11 protein-coding genes are annotated in these 15903 nt (G+C 40.0%); 5 read left to right on the top strand and 6 right to left on the bottom strand.

The features are described 5' to 3' along the window. Positions 1 to 26 precede the first annotated feature (26 nt). The 3 genes from parE to ACNAV8_RS01505 all read right to left on the bottom strand — a co-directional run bounded on the left by parE (position 27) and on the right by ACNAV8_RS01505 (position 5905). Positions 27 to 1928 carry a DNA topoisomerase IV subunit B gene (parE, locus tag ACNAV8_RS01515; RefSeq protein WP_103855073.1) on the bottom strand — a complete coding sequence of 634 codons (1902 nt, stop codon included), beginning with the start codon at positions 1926 to 1928 and terminating at the stop codon, positions 27 to 29. A gap of 94 nt (positions 1929 to 2022) precedes the next feature. Then, positions 2023 to 4668 (bottom strand): PqiB family protein, encoded by a 2646-nt coding sequence (locus ACNAV8_RS01510; RefSeq protein WP_415777085.1) that lies wholly within the window; start codon positions 4666 to 4668, stop codon positions 2023 to 2025. After that, positions 4631 to 5905 (bottom strand): PqiA/YebS family transporter subunit, encoded by a 1275-nt coding sequence (locus ACNAV8_RS01505; RefSeq protein ID WP_415777084.1) that lies wholly within the window; start codon positions 5903 to 5905, stop codon positions 4631 to 4633. The genes ACNAV8_RS01510 and ACNAV8_RS01505 overlap by 38 nt, the downstream gene beginning before the upstream one ends. A gap of 566 nt (positions 5906 to 6471) precedes the next feature. Here ACNAV8_RS01505 and proQ point away from each other — a divergent pair. The 5 genes from proQ (at position 6472) to ACNAV8_RS01480 (ending at position 12170) form a co-directional block, all read left to right on the top strand. After that, a complete protein-coding gene (gene proQ, locus ACNAV8_RS01500) occupies positions 6472 to 7077 on the top strand; it encodes an RNA chaperone ProQ (RefSeq protein ID WP_415777083.1) in 606 nt (201 codons plus the stop codon). 63 nt (positions 7078 to 7140) lie between these two features. Further along, positions 7141 to 9195, top strand: a complete 2055-nt coding sequence (gene prc / locus ACNAV8_RS01495) for a carboxy terminal-processing peptidase (protein ID WP_415777082.1) — start codon at positions 7141 to 7143, stop codon at positions 9193 to 9195. Positions 9196 to 9265: 70 nt separating this feature from the next. After that, entirely contained in the window at positions 9266 to 10765 is a 1500-nt protein-coding gene (locus tag ACNAV8_RS01490) for a L,D-transpeptidase family protein (RefSeq protein WP_415777081.1), read from the top strand. A gap of 118 nt (positions 10766 to 10883) precedes the next feature. Continuing rightward, positions 10884 to 11444: a YcbK family protein gene (locus tag ACNAV8_RS01485; protein WP_103855103.1), complete on the top strand. Its 561-nt coding sequence runs from the start codon at positions 10884 to 10886 to the stop codon at positions 11442 to 11444. Between the two features lie 87 nt (positions 11445 to 11531). Continuing rightward, entirely contained in the window at positions 11532 to 12170 is a 639-nt protein-coding gene (locus ACNAV8_RS01480) for an MBL fold metallo-hydrolase (protein WP_103855104.1), read from the top strand. A 57-nt stretch (positions 12171 to 12227) separates the two neighbouring features. Here the strand turns inward: ACNAV8_RS01480 and ACNAV8_RS01475 are convergent, their stop codons facing one another. From ACNAV8_RS01475 to ACNAV8_RS01465, 3 genes are all read right to left on the bottom strand, one after another. Beyond that, positions 12228 to 13646, bottom strand: a complete 1419-nt coding sequence (locus tag ACNAV8_RS01475; protein ID WP_415777080.1) for a surface lipoprotein assembly modifier — start codon at positions 13644 to 13646, stop codon at positions 12228 to 12230. A 55-nt stretch (positions 13647 to 13701) separates the two neighbouring features. After that, positions 13702 to 15177 (bottom strand): factor H binding protein domain-containing protein, encoded by a 1476-nt coding sequence (locus ACNAV8_RS01470; protein ID WP_415777079.1) that lies wholly within the window; start codon positions 15175 to 15177, stop codon positions 13702 to 13704. A gap of 259 nt (positions 15178 to 15436) precedes the next feature. Next, the gene (locus tag ACNAV8_RS01465) at positions 15437 to 15862 is read right to left on the bottom strand and encodes a universal stress protein (protein WP_126372735.1); all 426 of its coding nucleotides are present in this window, start codon (positions 15860 to 15862) and stop codon (positions 15437 to 15439) included. Between the last annotated feature and the right edge of the window lie 41 nt (positions 15863 to 15903).

Genomic DNA, 15903 nt, shown 5'->3' with positions numbered 1-15903 from the left:
GTTTCCTTGCTTATTTGGTGGTGAGCTTATACGCTCAAATCCACTTGGTCTCCTTTGGCTTGTAACCACATTTTGCGATCTTCAGAACGTTTTTTCGCCAATAGCATATCCATTAATTCAAAGGTTTCTGTTTCACTTTGTTCATTTTCTTGATCAAAGGTGAGCTGCACCAAACGGCGTGTATTGGGATCCATTGTGGTTTCACGCAACTGGCTTGGGTTCATTTCGCCTAGCCCTTTGAAGCGCTGCACATTGATTTTGCCTTTTTTATTTTTTAGGCGATCTAAAATGCCTTCTTTTTCCCCTTCATCAAGGGCGTAATAGACTTCATTGCCAATGTCGATACGATAAAGCGGTGGCATTGCCACATAAACGTGTCCTTCCGCTACCAATTTCGGGAAGTGGCGTAAGAATAGGGCACAGAGTAGGGTGGCAATATGTAAGCCATCAGAATCCGCATCAGCAAGAATACAAACTTTGCCGTAACGCAACTGGGAAAGATCGCTATTGTCAGGATCGATGCCCAATGCCACAGCAATGTCGTGGACTTCTTGCGAGCCAAGCACCTGATCGGCGGAGACTTCCCAAGTATTTAGAATTTTTCCGCGCAATGGCAAAATGGCTTGATATTCACGGTCGCGCGCTTGTTTGGCCGATCCCCCTGCGGAATCCCCTTCGACTAAGAATAATTCGGTCAATGCTAAATCTTGTGAGCTACAATCAGCGAGTTTCCCCGGCAGGGCAGGGCCACTCACTTGTTTTTTACGCACGATTTTTTTCGCTGCACGCAAACGGCGTTCAGCCGAGCTAATCGCCATTTTCGCCAGTTCTTCGGCTTCTTGTACGTTTTGGTTGAGCCATAAGCTAAAGGCATCTTTCACTACACCGCTAACGAACACCGCACTTTGACGAGAAGATAAACGCTCTTTGGTTTGCCCGGCAAATTGTGGATCTTGCATTTTGATCGAAAGCACATAAGCACAGCGATCCCAAATGTCATCAGCGGTGAGCTTAACCCCGCGTGGCAACAAATTGCGGAATTCGCAAAATTCCCGCATTGCATCGAGCAAGCCTTGGCGTAAGCCATTAACGTGTGTTCCCCCTTGGATAGTGGGAATTAAATTCACATAGCTTTCGCCGAGCAAATCGCCCCCTTCAGGCAACCAAATTAATGCCCAGCTGGCGGTTTCTTTTTCGGTTTCAAAATTGCCCACAAAAGGGGAGGCTGGCAAGGTGGTGTAGCCTTCCACGCTTTCTGTTAAGTAATCAGATAAGCCGTCTTGATAGAGCCAAACATCTTCTGTGCCGTTGATTTTATCAATAAAACGAATTTCTAAGCCTGAACACAGCACCGCTTTGGCGCGCAACAAATGGCGTAAACGGGTGATGGAAAAATTAGGGCTGTCGAAATATTTCGGGTTCGGTTTGAAATGCACGGTTGTGCCAGTAGTACGGCGACCGCAAGTGCCGATAACTTCCAATTCTTGCACTTTCGCCCCATTTTCAAAGGCGATTTTATACACTTGTCCGTTACGCTTAATTTGAATATCCACGCGTTCAGAGAGCGCATTCACCACAGAAATCCCCACGCCGTGCAAACCGCCAGCGAAGGTATAGTTTTTATTGGAGAATTTTCCCCCTGCGTGCAATTTGGTGAGGATCACTTCCACCCCTGAAATACCCTCGGTGGGGTGAATATCCACCGGCATTCCACGTCCGTTATCAATCACTTCAAGGGATTGATCTTTATGCAAAATCACTTCGATTTTTGTGGCGTGGCCGGCTAGCGCTTCGTCCACGCTGTTATCGATCACTTCTTGCCCGAGATGATTGGGGCGGGTGGTGTCGGTGTACATTCCAGGGCGAAGTTGAACGGGTTCAAGATCTTTTAAAACGGTAATTTCATTGGCGGAATAATTTGTTGTCATTGGTCTTCCCGTGATTAAAATTCAAAAAATTGGCAAAATTCTAACAAAAAAACCAACGCTTGCCTAAAAGTGCGGTTGGTTTTTTTGCGATTTTTTATTCGTTACCTAAAATGCCTAAATTCCAGTTTATGGCTTCTTTAGGGCGTTTTTCTTGCAACAAGAAACGCTGGTTGGCCTTCGCTTGCGGTTGCACCACAGAGCCAGACGGCGTTGAGAAGGCAATTCCGCCTTTTAACAGCTGCTGCATTGATCCCGTGTTAATGGATAAGCCCGTGAAGCCCAGCTCCATTCCATAACCTGATGAGATCCAGAATTCTGAATTTTGTCGCACTAAGGCTTTATGTTTATTGGCAATTACAATATGCACCAAAACACGATCGCCGATTGGGTTAAGCTCAAGGCTACGAATCGTTCCCACTTCCACGCCACGATACATTACAGGCGAGCCTGTGGTGATATTCATTGCGTCTTTGGTTTCTAAAATGAGCGGGAAACCATCGCCGTATTTATTGGTTGTTGGCACGGATTGAGCCAAACGGAATTGACTGCGTGCTTTGCCACTGCCAGCTTCCACATCAATATAAGGTTGTAAAAGGCTATCTAAATTCTCAATACCGCCCGCAGAGATTTGTGGGGAAATGAGGCGGAACTTACTATTTTCTTTCGCAATGATAGCCATATATTTCGGGTTAATTAACGCCGTGGCGAGAATTTTGTGATCGGCAGAAAGCTCAATGCTATCCACTTCACCAATATTTAAGCCCATATAACGCAACGGCATTCCTTTACTTAAATTGGTGGCATCTGCGGCGCTGAGCTTAATTACTTGCCCTGCGGATTTGGCACGCATTTCATTTGGGTAAAGAATTTTGTTACCTGAGCCACTGTTATCAAAACTAATTGCGCCTTTTAAGGAGCGAGCAATAGGTGCAGCTTGAATGCTAATGCCTTTCGGTGTGATGTCCACCTGTGCCGCACTTTCCACCCAGAACAGACTTTTGCTGGTGAGCAAATCACGATGTTTCGGATAGATAAATACGTCCACGTCAAAATGATCTTTTTTCGGGCGGATAGCCAGAATTTTACCCACTTCATATTGGCGATAAAGCACCAGAGAACCTTTATCAATGCTGGGTAGTTGTGAAGTGGTTAAGGTGATGGTTGGGGTGAGATTATTACTCACAATCCCCGCTTCAGCATTACTTAGATCGCTGTATAACGGGAAACTTTCAGGTAATGTACCCGCTTGATGACCCGCCACAATGCGAATGCCACCTTGTAGCCATTTTTCAGGTGTAGCCGCTTGCATCTTGATGCCATCAACGCCCACGCTCACTTCAAAATTTGATGCAGCAATAAAGAGCGTATCGGGGTGAATTAAATGACGATATTGCCCAGCAATCGCTACTTTAAAATGCACCGATTCTTGTTCGATGCGTTGATTTACAATTTCACCAATAGGGAAATTATTGTAGTAAATTTGCTGCCCTTCGCTGATGTTATAGGTTTCAGGTGCGGTTAAGGTTAAAACCAAGGTATCGGGCTGTTTGAGCAACAGTTCATTTTCTTTAATCACAGTAAATTGCGTTTGTTTTTCGCCTGTACCGCTGATCACATCAAAATATTCGCCACGCAATAATTTTTGCGTGTCGCTCAGCTCACTTAAATTAAATTTTGTGTTGCGTAGCACGATTTCAGTGTTGGTTTTAAACAGATTTTCAGCGCTTGGATCAATGAGTAATTTGCCTTGCAAAATTTCTTCATTATTTTCCACCGCACTTAATTCTGACAGTAAACCGATTTGTGTATCTTGTGAATACACCACCGTTTTACCTGCGCGTAATCCCGCAATATTCGGCACGGTAACATTGATTTCAATACCGCGTTTGGCGGCTTGTAAATTGGCATATAAACGATAGCGTTCGTTGTTTTCTGCTTTTGGACTATTTTGTGGCGAATCAAATGCTACAGCCCCCTGCACCACGGCATTTAGGCTATCCATTTGCACGTTAATACCAGAAAGCCCAACATTGGCGTTAATGCCACTAATGTTCCAGAAATGGCTGTCTTTTTTCACGAATTGGGTATAAGGCTTGTCGATCACCACATCAATTTCAATTTTCTTCTGATCTTTGGTGAAGCGGTAATCATAAATTTTCCCGACAGGCATTTTTTTGAAATAGACAGACGCACCGATTGAGATTGAGCCTAAATCATCGGCAAGTAAATGAATGAGCAAATCGCCTTCGTTAACTTGGGCGATCGGGCCTTCACTTTCTGCCACAAATTCATCTTCATATTCACCGTCCCCAGGTTGTAGGGTGATGTAGTTACCCGAAACCAGCGCATCAATGCCTGAAATCCCGGCTAGTGAAGCACTTGGACGAACGAGCCAAAACTTGGTGTTTTCACGCAATACGGTTTTGGCTTCAGGATAAATACTGGCTTCCACTTCCACTTTTTTCAGGTCGTCAGTGAAATTTACTTTTTTCACCACCCCAATTTGCAAGCCTTGGTAACGAATCTGCGTTTTCCCTGCCACTAAACCATCACCATTATCAAAGGTGATTTTGATGCTAATGCCTTGTTCTTGCACAATTTGAAAGAACAAAATCGCACCAATACATAAGGCGACAAAGGGTAACAACCAAAATGGTGAAATCCGTTTGTTTTTATGAATAGCGGCTTTTACCGCGTTGTAATTATCCTGAATGGATGGCGTTTTGTTGTTGTCTGTCATAAATTTTCCAAAGTAAACGACTGTCGAATTGCGAAGCTGAAATCATAGTTAAGAACACTGCAGCCCCAAAATAAAAGGCAGCAGGGCCTACGGAAAAATTGATGATTTGTCCGCGTGCAACCAAGGACATCATCAATGCGAGTACGAACAAATCTAACATCGACCAACGACCGACAAAATGCACAATATGGAATAGACGCATTTGCCATTTTATGGATTGGCGAAGGTTGAAATGTACACAAATTAATAAATAAAACAAAATAAAAATTTTGCTGATGGGGATAAAAATACTGGCGGTAAATACCACAAATGCCACGAAATAACTGCCCATTTCAACAAAGGTGATCACGCCAGACATCAGGGTATCGGCACTTGGCGCACCATTGACATAAACTACTGACATCGGTAGTAAATTAGCAGGGAACAGCATAATAATGCCGGCAATCAAGGTTGCCCAAGTGCGTTGCAATTTAATGTTTACTGGCACGTCTAATAGCGTTAAACAGCGTGGACAACGGGCTCGATGTTTGCTGTCTTGATAAGGCTCGGTAAACGTGTAATGGCACTCCAAGCAGACACAAGGCGGTTCATCAGGCATTTCAGTCAAAAGTCTATCTTGTGGATAAAAATCATTCCACAGCGCATTCAGATTGAGCTTAATGAATAGAAGCGTGGTTAAAAGTGCGGTGAAAACAAAGGCAATTAAATAAATATCAAGGCTAAGAGTGGCGTATTCTCGTACCTTAAACATCGTTACGCCCAGGGCGACCAAATACACATCAAACATTACCCAAGGTTTAATATACCCTAGCGCGAGCAAGATATTACGCGGTTTAATGCCAAGCAGTTGCGAAAGACGGAGCAAAATCACCAAAATTGCAAAGGAAATGGGCATAAATACGGCACAGAGAAAAATGAGAAATGCCGTATAAGGATAGCCTTCCGTTGCCATTTTCCACACCCCTTGCCAAACCGAAGCGTCCACCCGCGTACCCAGTAAGTCAATGCTTAATAAAGGATAATTCAAGGCAAAAGGCATTAAAATTAAAATAGATAGGGCAATCATCGCGCAGCGATGTAAACTCCAACGGCTGCCCGAACACAGCACCTCATCACAGCGAGGACATTCCGCATATTGGTTCGCCTCCAACGTTGGCACAGACACCGTGGCATCGCAATGGGTGCAACGGGCAATATGCTGTTTGGCGTAATGTGTCGTTTTTAACGGTGTTGTCATCGCTTAGGTTCTACTAATTTTTCTCTAAAAGAGACTCAAAAACGCTATTTTATATGGATTTGTACGCTTTTCAAAGTGCGGTGGTTTTTTACGGAAAATTTATCACAAAAAGCACCGCACTTTGTCTGATTGACAAAATTTGTGGTGGACATTAACCTGACAACATTGCTGTTACGATAAAACGCCTAAATACACTTTCACTTAGCGGAGCGATTTATCTCTTTTTAGTTGGTGGGCGTTTGTTTAGAGAAAAAGCAAAGGGAGAAAAATAATGGAAATGACATTTGGACTTGTTGTTTTTGCCTTAATTGGTTTGGTTGTCGCCTTAACTGCAACTTATTTAACAAAACACTAATTTAACAAAACACAAAGTTTTATTTTTAAAGCCTGCGATGCAGGCTTTTTCATTATAAGTTATTCTATCGAATGCTGATTTATACAGATTTTCACATATCTCAACAGTAACTCCCGTATAAACCCGATCAAAAAATTGCCATTTCTTGCCAATTTAAGCTAAAATGTGCAACGTTTTTCTATTTAAAATTAATGGTATGTGAGATTACACAATGACAGAAGTTCAGAAATTAACCAATAATAAAGAAATTATCGCTTATTTAGCGGAAAAGTTTCCGCGCTGTTTTTTCCTTGAAGGTGAGGCAAAACCGTTAAAAGTCGGGATTTTCCAAGATTTAGCAGAAGCCCTTGCAGATGATGAAAAAGTAAGTAAAACCCAATTGCGTCAGGCGTTGCGTTTATACACGGCAGGCTGGCGTTATTTATACGCTTGTAAAGAAGGGGCTGAGCGCGTTGATTTACAAGGCAACCCAGCAGGCGTATTGGAGAAAGAACACGCAGAGCACGCAGCACAGAAATTAGCCGAAAGCAAAGCGAAAGTGGCAGAAAAACGTGCAGCAGAGCGTGCGGCAAATCCGAAAGCGAATAAAAAACCTGCGCGTCCAAATACGAAGAAATTTGTAGCGAAAAAACCACAAAATAAACCTAATCTTGTTGCGGTAGATGTTACAACCTTAGCACAAGGTGATGTGGTGAAAGTAAAAGCTGGGAATAGCACAAAGCGTGCGGTAGTTTTGGAAGTGGTAAAAGACAATGTGCGTGTTGAGTTAGAAAATGGCTTAACAATGTCCGTTACCGCAGAGCGTTTATTTGCATAATTCTCATTATTTCGTTAAGTAAGAAGTCATCATCGTGATATTTACTTTGATTAGGACATTTGAATGAAGTTTAATAAAAGAAAAGGCTACTTAGCCAGTTTGGTGCTAAGTGCCTTATTTGTTAATGCGGATCTTGCCGTTGCTGTTGCACCTAAATTGAAGGCAACAGATATTGTCATTCCTGAGCCAACTGAAACGAACCAGTTGGTAACAAAGCGTGTTGCAACGCGTTTAACCCAATCTCATTATCGTAAATTTCAGTTAGATGATGATTTTTCGCAAAAGATTTTTGATCGCTACTTAAAAAATTTAGATTTTAACCGCAATACCTTTTTAGCTTCAGATGTCGCTGAAATGCGAGCTAAATATGGTGATAAGCTTGATGATCAGCTTAACCAAGGTAAGTTAGATATGGCGTTTGCGATCTACGATCTAATGATGAAACGCCGTTATGAACGCTATAAATATGCTTTATCGCTTTTAGACAAAGAGCCAAGTTTAACCACAGATGCACAAATTGAAATTGAACGCAAAGATGCTGCTTGGCCAAAAACGGAAGAAGAAGCCAATGAGCTTTGGGCGCAGCGTGTTAAAAATGACATCATCAATTTGAAGCTCAAAGGTAAGAATTGGCGTGAAATTAAGAAAACCTTAACGAAACGCTATGATTTGGCAATCCGCCGTTTAACGCAAACTAAAGCTGATGATATTGTACAAGTGTATTTGAATGCTTTTGCGCGTGAAATCGATCCACACACAAGTTATCTTGCGCCAAGAAGTGCAAAAAGTTTTAATGAAAGTATGAACCTTTCATTAGAAGGCATTGGGGCAACCTTGCAATCGGAAGATGGGGAAACCATTATCCGCTCACTAGTGGCTGGTGCGCCGGCTGATCGCAGTAAAAAAATTAAGCCGGGTGATAAAATTGTTGGTGTCGGTCAGGCAAAAGGTGAAATTGAAGATGTTGTTGGTTGGCGTTTAGATGACGTGATCGACAAGATCAAAGGGAAAAAAGGCACGAAAGTTCGTTTAGAAATTGAGCCAGAAAAAGGCGGAAAATCCCGCATTGTTACCCTTATTCGAGATAAAATTCGCTTGGAAGATCAGGCGGCGAAATTAACCGTGGAAAAGGTTGATGGCAAGCAAATTGCCGTGATTAAAATTCCAAGTTTTTATCTTGGTTTAGCGGAAGATGTGAAAAAACTGCTTGCAGAAATGAAGCAGAAAAATGCACAAGCCTTGATTATTGATTTGCGTGAGAATGGCGGTGGTTCGTTAAAAGAAGTGGTTGAATTAACTGGCTTATTTATTACCGATGGGCCAGTGGTTCAGGTGAGAGATGCTTATCAACGCATTCGTATTCACGAAGATCCGGATAACACTCAAGATTATGCAGGGCCACTCTTAGTGATGCTCAATCGCTTTAGTGCTTCTGCGTCTGAAATTTTTGCAGCAGCAATGCAAGATTATAACCGAGCGATTATTATTGGACAGAATACCTTTGGTAAAGGAACTGTTCAACAAAGCCGTCCATTGAATTTTGTGTTTGATTCAGAAGAAACCCCAATGGGGCTAATTCAATATACCATTCAAAAATTCTATCGTATTAATGGCGGAAGCACCCAGTTGAAAGGGGTTGCGCCAGATATTACGTTCCCATCATTGATTGACTTGAAAGAATATGGGGAAGAAAACGAAGATAATGCGTTGCCTTGGGATAAATTGCCACCAGCTCCTTATTCTGAGGCTGGGAAATCAAGAGAAGCAATTAATGCACTGGAAGCTCCGCATATTGCTCGAATGGCGAAAGATCCTGAATTTATTGCGCTTAATGAAGATCTTAAAGTGTTAGATGAGCGCCGTGAGCGTAAATATTTATCATTGAATTTTGCAAAACGCAAAGCAGAGAATGATAAAGATGACGCAAAACGCTTGAAAGATTTGAATGCGCGCTTTAAACGAGAAGGTAAAAAACCATTGAAGAAACTTGATGATTTACCGAAAGATTATGAAGCCCCTGATTTCTACTTAAAAGAGGCAGAAAAAATGGCGGTGGATCTCATTAATTTTGATGAAAAACATCATCTTTCGGGTGCAGAAGTAACACCGAAAAAATAACTAAATTTCTGACCGCACTTTAATAAGTGCGGTGCTTTTTATTGTGATTTTTATATTTAAGGACTCTAGAATGTTAAAAACGACTTCATTTAAGTTAGCTACACGCGCGGCTTTATTGACGTCTTGTGCTTATGTGGGAACAGCTATTGCGGCAAACACCGCACCAGTGTTGAATGCAGGGCAATCCTCAACGCCGGCAATGGTAAAACTGACGAATGAACAGCTTTTACTCGAACGAAAAGCGATTGCTGAGAAAATCGCAACAGAACGTAAAGTGGAGGAAGATCGCCTCAATGCAGAACAGCAACAGCGTTCAGAACAGCGCTTAACAGATATTATTGGCACGCAGCCGTTGATGTTTAAATCGGCGGTAGCCAAAATTTATACGCAAAATGATTATGTGTTGCTGTGGGAAGATAAAAAAGCCGAGAAACAATTTTTACGCGAATATGCAGCATTGGTGGCGAGTGGTATTTCTCGCCAGTCAGCACAAAATTTAGATCGTATCTATAATGCTGAGGGCAAAGATCGTTTGATTTATGATATTTTGCTTACTGACGCATTCCTTGATTATCTTTACTATTCACAAAATGCGCTGAAATCTGCGCAGAAATGGTTATATTCTCCAACTGCTTATAAAAGTGCAGAACCCTCAGAGCAAGAAATTCAGCGCTGGTTAAGTGCGGTGAAAAATAATCAAAATTTTGAATTTGTTGCACAACTTGCGGGTAAAAATAATTTATATCGCCAAACTTTATATCAGCTAGAAGCCTTAATTTCTTCAGGAAAAATGGATCGTAACCAGATCTATAAATTGGCGATCAACACGCAACGTTTAAGAATTTTGCCTGAGTTTATAAACGGGCTTTTTGTGAATATTCCAAGTTATCAGCTTAATTATTATCGTAATGGCAAACTGGTAATGAATTCACGCGTTATCGTGGGAAAACAAGCGCGCAAAACCCCTGTGATGTATAGCAAATTAAGTAATGTTGTGGTTAATCCACCTTGGACGCCAACGCCACGTTTAATCAATGAAGATTTAGTACCAAAAATTAAACGTGATCCAAGTTATGTGGCACGCAATGGTTATACCATTACAGACGGTTCAGGGCGCACCATTGATCCACATTCCATTAACTGGGCGGCGATTGGCAGCAAATTCCCTTATCGTATCCGTCAAGCGCCGGGGGATAGTGCTTTAGGTAATTATAAATTTAATATGCCAAGTGCTGATGCCATTTACTTGCACGATACACCAAACCACAGTTTGTTTAACAAGAAAGACCGCGCATTGAGTTCTGGTTGTATTCGTGTGGAGCAATCCGATCAGTTAGCAAGCATTTTGCTCAAAGAAGTCGGTTGGTCTGATGAACGCAAGCGTAAAGTGTTAGGCAGCAAAAAAACCACTTCTGCGAATGTGGGGTCGGATAATCCGGTTTATCTTTATTATGTAACCGCTTGGATGGACGGTGGAAAATTACACACCTTGCCAGATATTTATGGCTATGATTCAGCACCGAATTTAAGCTATGTAAACTGGAATGCGGTGAAAAAATATTTGATGTAATGCCTAACACATTGAAAAGTGATTACTATTTTTAAATTTTTTTACTTTTTTATGAACTAATTAGAACGTGCGTAGTCGAAAGTAAAGAATTGTAAATTTAGAGTAAAGAATTATTACTATGAGCGAGATTAATCAGCAGCGCCGTAAATGGCTTTCCCTTGGTGGAATTGTATTGGGGGTATCCTTATTACCTAATACAGTATTAGCAATGGTTTCAACGCCGAAACCACGCATTCTAAGCTTTAGAAATATCAATACTGGCGATCGTTTTGCAGGAGAATTTAACCCTACAAAAGGATTTTCTGCGGCAAGTTTGAGAAAGTTGGATTATTTATTGCGTGATAAACGTAATAACCAAATTCATCGAATGGATCCTAGATTATTTGCCAAGTTTTATCAAATTCAGCGTACTTTAGGCTTACGCAATACTGAAATCCAAATTATTTGTGGTTATCGCTCACCAACAAGTAATGCGGCAATGCGTAGAAAAAGCCGTGGCGTAGCGAGTAATAGCTACCATATTCGTGGGCAAGCGATTGATTTCCGGATTGATGGCGTGCCATTGGCGAGTGTAAAACGTGCGGCGGAAAGCCTAAATAATGGCGGTGTAGGGTATTACCCAAGAAGTAATTTCGTGCATATTGATACTGGCCCTGTTCGTACTTGGCGTGGAAGCTGATTATCCGCATTTCAAATATATAAAACCGCAAGCAAATTTGCGGTTTTATTCTTTTAATTTCAAAGAAATATCAATAAAGGACAAAAAATGAATATTGAGATTATTCCTGTTACGGCGTTCCAACAAAATTGTTCAATCATTTGGGACGATGAAAAAAATGCCGCTATTATTGACCCAGGTGGTGAGGCAGAAAAGCTAATTAAACGCATTGAAGAATTAGGCTTAAATTTAAAATTAATTTTGCTCACTCACGGACATTTAGATCATATCAGTGCAGCAGAAAAGCTGAAAAATCACTTTAAGATAGAAATTTGGGGTTCGCACGAAGCGGATCGCTATTGGTTTGAAGGCTTACCGCAACAGGCAGAACGCTTTGAAATGCTATTTGAAACCAATGCCTTTTTGCCTGATCGCTGGTTAAATGAAGAAGGGGAAGTCATTAAGGTGGGCGATTTTAATTTTGAAGTGTTACATTTACTGGGACATACACCGGGGCATATCGGCTTTATTGAACATAACAAAAGCATTGCATTTACTGGTGATGTACTCTTTCAAAACAGCATTGGACGCACAGATTTCCCCGGCGGCGATCATCAAACCTTGCTGAACTCAATTAAAGAAAAACTTTATCCGTTACCTGACGAAATGATCGTCATTGCGGGTCACGGAAATTACACGACCATTGGCAAGGAAAAGAAAAGCAATCCGTTTTTGCAGGGAATGTAGCTTTATTAAAGCAAAAAAATTTAGGCATTAAAGAATGCCTAAATTTTTGTATCAATATCAGAAACTCTTATCGAACAACAGATTAATATTTTTACTTTGGTAGGAATACATAGAAGGAATATTACTTACTTGTTTCTTCCAACTTAATTGTAATTTAGGGGTAATTCCCCATAAATGCCAATCTCGCTTCCATAGCATTAATTGGGCTTGGTAAATTTTATCAGAGCGTATTTTCCCTAAGGGCAATATGCCACCTAATTTGGCTTCCGCTTTGTATTGGCGTTTCGCAAAAGAAAAAGATAAGCGCGAAGAGATACCTTTTCCCCATTCTTGCCCCCAGCCTAAGCGCAGCGTTTTTATGTCTGAACTATATTGACGAACCCGCGTCTTTTCACGATTAAAATCAATACCCGTATAAAAATATTGGCGAGCATTGCGCAGCCATAATGCCGTAATAGAAGCAAGCTGATTAAAACCATTTGAGCCGGGTTGTGAAAAATAACGTTGCTTACTATATTCAAGTGCCGTAGAAATATGCCAATTTGGAGAAAGCCAACGAGAAAGTTCAGCGCGCAATCCCTGTTCCCATTGATAGCGGTGCTTCCCTACCCAGCGGCGACCATAAAAAGGCAAAATTTTCCAATTTTGCACCGCACTTTTATTCATATAGCCTAAATAAGTGCGGTTTAAAATATCGTTATAATCTTTATTATCCCAATAATATTTTCCCCATAATGTATTTTCAATATAAACATAATGATTGGAAAATAAATTATATTCTTTAGAAAGATTAAAGCGATAAGCGATGCCGTGCGCAGATTGCGGTAACATTTCTTTTGATTTTATAAAACCTGTATTTTCTATTTCTTGAGTGTGAGATGTATTATTAACATTAGGATCGCGCAAATAATTGAAACTCAAGTTACTTTGCCAGTCAGAATGTTGTTCAATTGCATTCAAATACTGGTCAAGTAAATGTACAATATTCGCTGGTAAGTTTGGTTCAGCTTTGGCTTTCTCAAATTGTTCTTTGGCAGCAGTTAATTGCTGATCGGCAAATAGGGTTGTTGCAAGTTCAATTCTTACAGGGTTTAAATCAGGATTTATGGCAAGAATTTGACGAAAATAAGAAATAGCCGTTGCATAATGCTGTTGTAATTTTTCTGAAACGCCTTGGGCGAATAAAACTAAAATATCATCTTTTTGTTCAAATTGCTGATAAATAGGTAGCAAGGTTTCGATTGAAGCATTATTTTGTTGCAATATCGCTAAATTTAATAAATATTCTGCCAGGTTTTTATCTTGTTTAATTTGTTCAATTGGCACTTTAATTTTTTCAGATTTTGTTGGCTGAATAAATGGCATTGATTTTACTGGCTTTTCAGGTTGCGCAACATATTGATGTTGTTCTGGCTGAAAAGTATTTTCGGCTAAAATTGAAAAAGGTAATAAGCTAATTAAAAATAGTTTTTTCATGGTGAGAAACTCGAAAGTAAAGGAAAAGCCACTGCAAGCAGTGGCTTGATTGAGATTAACGTTCGCCAGTGAATACGGCGTTTATCGTTGGATATGCTGAGTGATTGTGATCTACGATTTTAACTTTTCCAGCTACTTGTGCCGCATTTTTGCCCATAAATTTTCCTTCATAGTTGCCCGTATATTTAACATCTTGTAATTCATAAGTATTACTAGAATAATTCGGTGCATTATCAGTGAAATGTGCATTACCAGTGAACTCTAAAATACCATTATTTGTAGTGATCTTGGTATTTTCTAAATAAATATTTCTATCTTGTGTATAAGTCCAGGAAGGATTACTAGCTTCATCATTTATGATGCTAATTTTCCCATTTACTTGTTGATTAATAAAATCAGCAGTGAGAGTGAAAGTGCCTTCACTAGGTTGATTATTATACCTAGGAGCAATTAATGTCTTTCCAGTATAAGTTGCTACACCAGGTATTCTTTGCAAATGATCTAGGGCTGTCATCCGCGTTGGATTACCGCCATAAGCAATTTGGTGTAATTCTCCATTTTTATAAGTAATAGAATAACCCGAATCTTCTAAATTATAGTTATAATTTTTATAAACATTGAGTTCTGGTTGATAGTTAGTTGTATAATCTTGAGTCATTTCTACATAACTCGTAATATTTTCACTGCGAGTACCATCTGCCGTGATATTGCCATAAACCTTATTATCTTGTGGTTGCGTGCCATAATAATATGAGCTATCTGTTGCAATTACACGTTTATCCACAAATCTTCCATTTTCTTCCTCACGAGTTTTTCGTGCTTGTTCTTTTTGCTCAAGTTCAGAATTAGTGAGAGAAAAACCTTTAGTGAGTTGGTTATATTGCGCTTCTAAATGTCGGTTTTCATTTTTGAGATGAGAAATTTCTTGTTCTTTTTCGTTGACTTTTTGTTCTGCTTCATTGCGTTCTTGTTCTAATTGATTACGGTGTTCATAAACATTTTGTAACTCGTTATTGGCTGACTCAAGGAGCATATTGGCATAGTCGGCATCAGCCTGAGCATTTTTCAATTGATTTTGAACTTCTGTCAGTTTTAGAGATAATTCTTGCAATCTATTTTGATCAATAACAGATCGCTCTTTCAGTTTATTTAGCGATTTTTCAGTCGCTTGTAACTCTTTCTCTAATTTTTCTTTCTGACTATTGGCAAGGGAAAGTTGCTTTTCGGCTTGTTGCAGCTTTTCTTTGGCTAAGGTTTCTTGTTGAGAAAGTTGGTTAATATTCTCATTTGTTTGACTAAATTTCTCTTTTTCCGCTTCTAGTTGTTTTTGTTTTTCTGAAATTTCATTAATTTGTTCCTGATATTTCTTTATCGTTTGCTGTAAATTTTCAATAGTTTTTTCTTGAGTTGTAGGGGATTGGTTTTGTGCGGTATCTTCTGATGAACTTGAACCACCACTAGATGACCCACAAGCCACCACACCTAATGAAATTAATAATGCCAATGCCGTTGTTTTAAATTTAGGTTGCATAAAAAATTCCTCTATAAAAGATTGTTAAGTTAAATAAGGGAGTTTATTTTTAGGAAAAACAGGATTTTTTTCTAAAAAACAGCAAAACTTTCTTAGTTTAAAAAAAAAAAAACAAGAGGTTAGCGATCTTTTAGCGAAAAATTTGATCTTTATTAAGATTTAAGTAAAAAAGAAGAAGGGAAAAATTTGGCAAAAAACAACCGCACTTTTATAGAAAGAAAAAAGCGGAAATAACTCCGCTTTCTTGATTGAGTTGAGTTTATTTCAAAACCAAAATTGGTTTTTTGCCATAGCGTGCCACTTTTACTGTGTTGCTGCTTAAGCCTTTGGCGTTTGGTTTGCTGCTGGCGAGCATAATAATGAGATCCACTTCTTTTTCATCGGCAATGCGGTTGATTTCTTCATAAATTGTGCCGTGGGCGACAATATGTTGTACTTTTGAGCCTTCTGGGAAGTGGGCTTTGGTGAAATCGTGTAGGGTTTTGTTGGCTTCTTCAATGACAGATTTGTCAAAGTTTTTTGGTAAGAATGCGGAGATAAAGCTGTCGTCAATGGGTTCGATAATGGTAGCGACACGGTAAATCGCGTTAGGATTGTGGTTGGTGAGCTGAAGGGCGGTGTCCACTACATATTTTGCGCTTTTCAGATTGCTGAGATCAATGGCAATAAGCAGTTTGTTGTACATAATAAGATCCTTTTATCTTGTTGTGCTTTCAACATTTGGAA

It is taken from the genome of Avibacterium endocarditidis, assembly GCF_965138825.1.
GTDB lineage: Bacteria > Pseudomonadota > Gammaproteobacteria > Enterobacterales > Pasteurellaceae > Avibacterium > Avibacterium endocarditidis.
The sequence above is the reverse complement of the archived record's forward strand: the minus strand, read 5'-3'. Positions and strand labels throughout refer to the sequence as shown.

What these genes read in the sequence shown, in the direction of transcription:
- parE (WP_103855073.1), bottom strand. Translation starts at nt 1,928, where the DNA reads ATGACAACAAATTATTCCGCCAATGAAATTACCGTTTTAAAAGATCTT.
- ACNAV8_RS01510 (WP_415777085.1), bottom strand. Translation starts at nt 4,668, where the DNA reads ATGACAGACAACAACAAAACGCCATCCATTCAGGATAATTACAACGCG.
- ACNAV8_RS01505 (WP_415777084.1), bottom strand. Translation starts at nt 5,905, where the DNA reads ATGACAACACCGTTAAAAACGACACATTACGCCAAACAGCATATTGCC.
- proQ (WP_415777083.1), top strand. Translation starts at nt 6,472, where the DNA reads ATGACAGAAGTTCAGAAATTAACCAATAATAAAGAAATTATCGCTTAT.
- prc (WP_415777082.1), top strand. Translation starts at nt 7,141, where the DNA reads ATGAAGTTTAATAAAAGAAAAGGCTACTTAGCCAGTTTGGTGCTAAGT.
- ACNAV8_RS01490 (WP_415777081.1), top strand. Translation starts at nt 9,266, where the DNA reads ATGTTAAAAACGACTTCATTTAAGTTAGCTACACGCGCGGCTTTATTG.
- ACNAV8_RS01485 (WP_103855103.1), top strand. Translation starts at nt 10,884, where the DNA reads ATGAGCGAGATTAATCAGCAGCGCCGTAAATGGCTTTCCCTTGGTGGA.
- ACNAV8_RS01480 (WP_103855104.1), top strand. Translation starts at nt 11,532, where the DNA reads ATGAATATTGAGATTATTCCTGTTACGGCGTTCCAACAAAATTGTTCA.
- ACNAV8_RS01475 (WP_415777080.1), bottom strand. Translation starts at nt 13,646, where the DNA reads ATGAAAAAACTATTTTTAATTAGCTTATTACCTTTTTCAATTTTAGCC.
- ACNAV8_RS01470 (WP_415777079.1), bottom strand. Translation starts at nt 15,177, where the DNA reads ATGCAACCTAAATTTAAAACAACGGCATTGGCATTATTAATTTCATTA.
- ACNAV8_RS01465 (WP_126372735.1), bottom strand. Translation starts at nt 15,862, where the DNA reads ATGTACAACAAACTGCTTATTGCCATTGATCTCAGCAATCTGAAAAGC.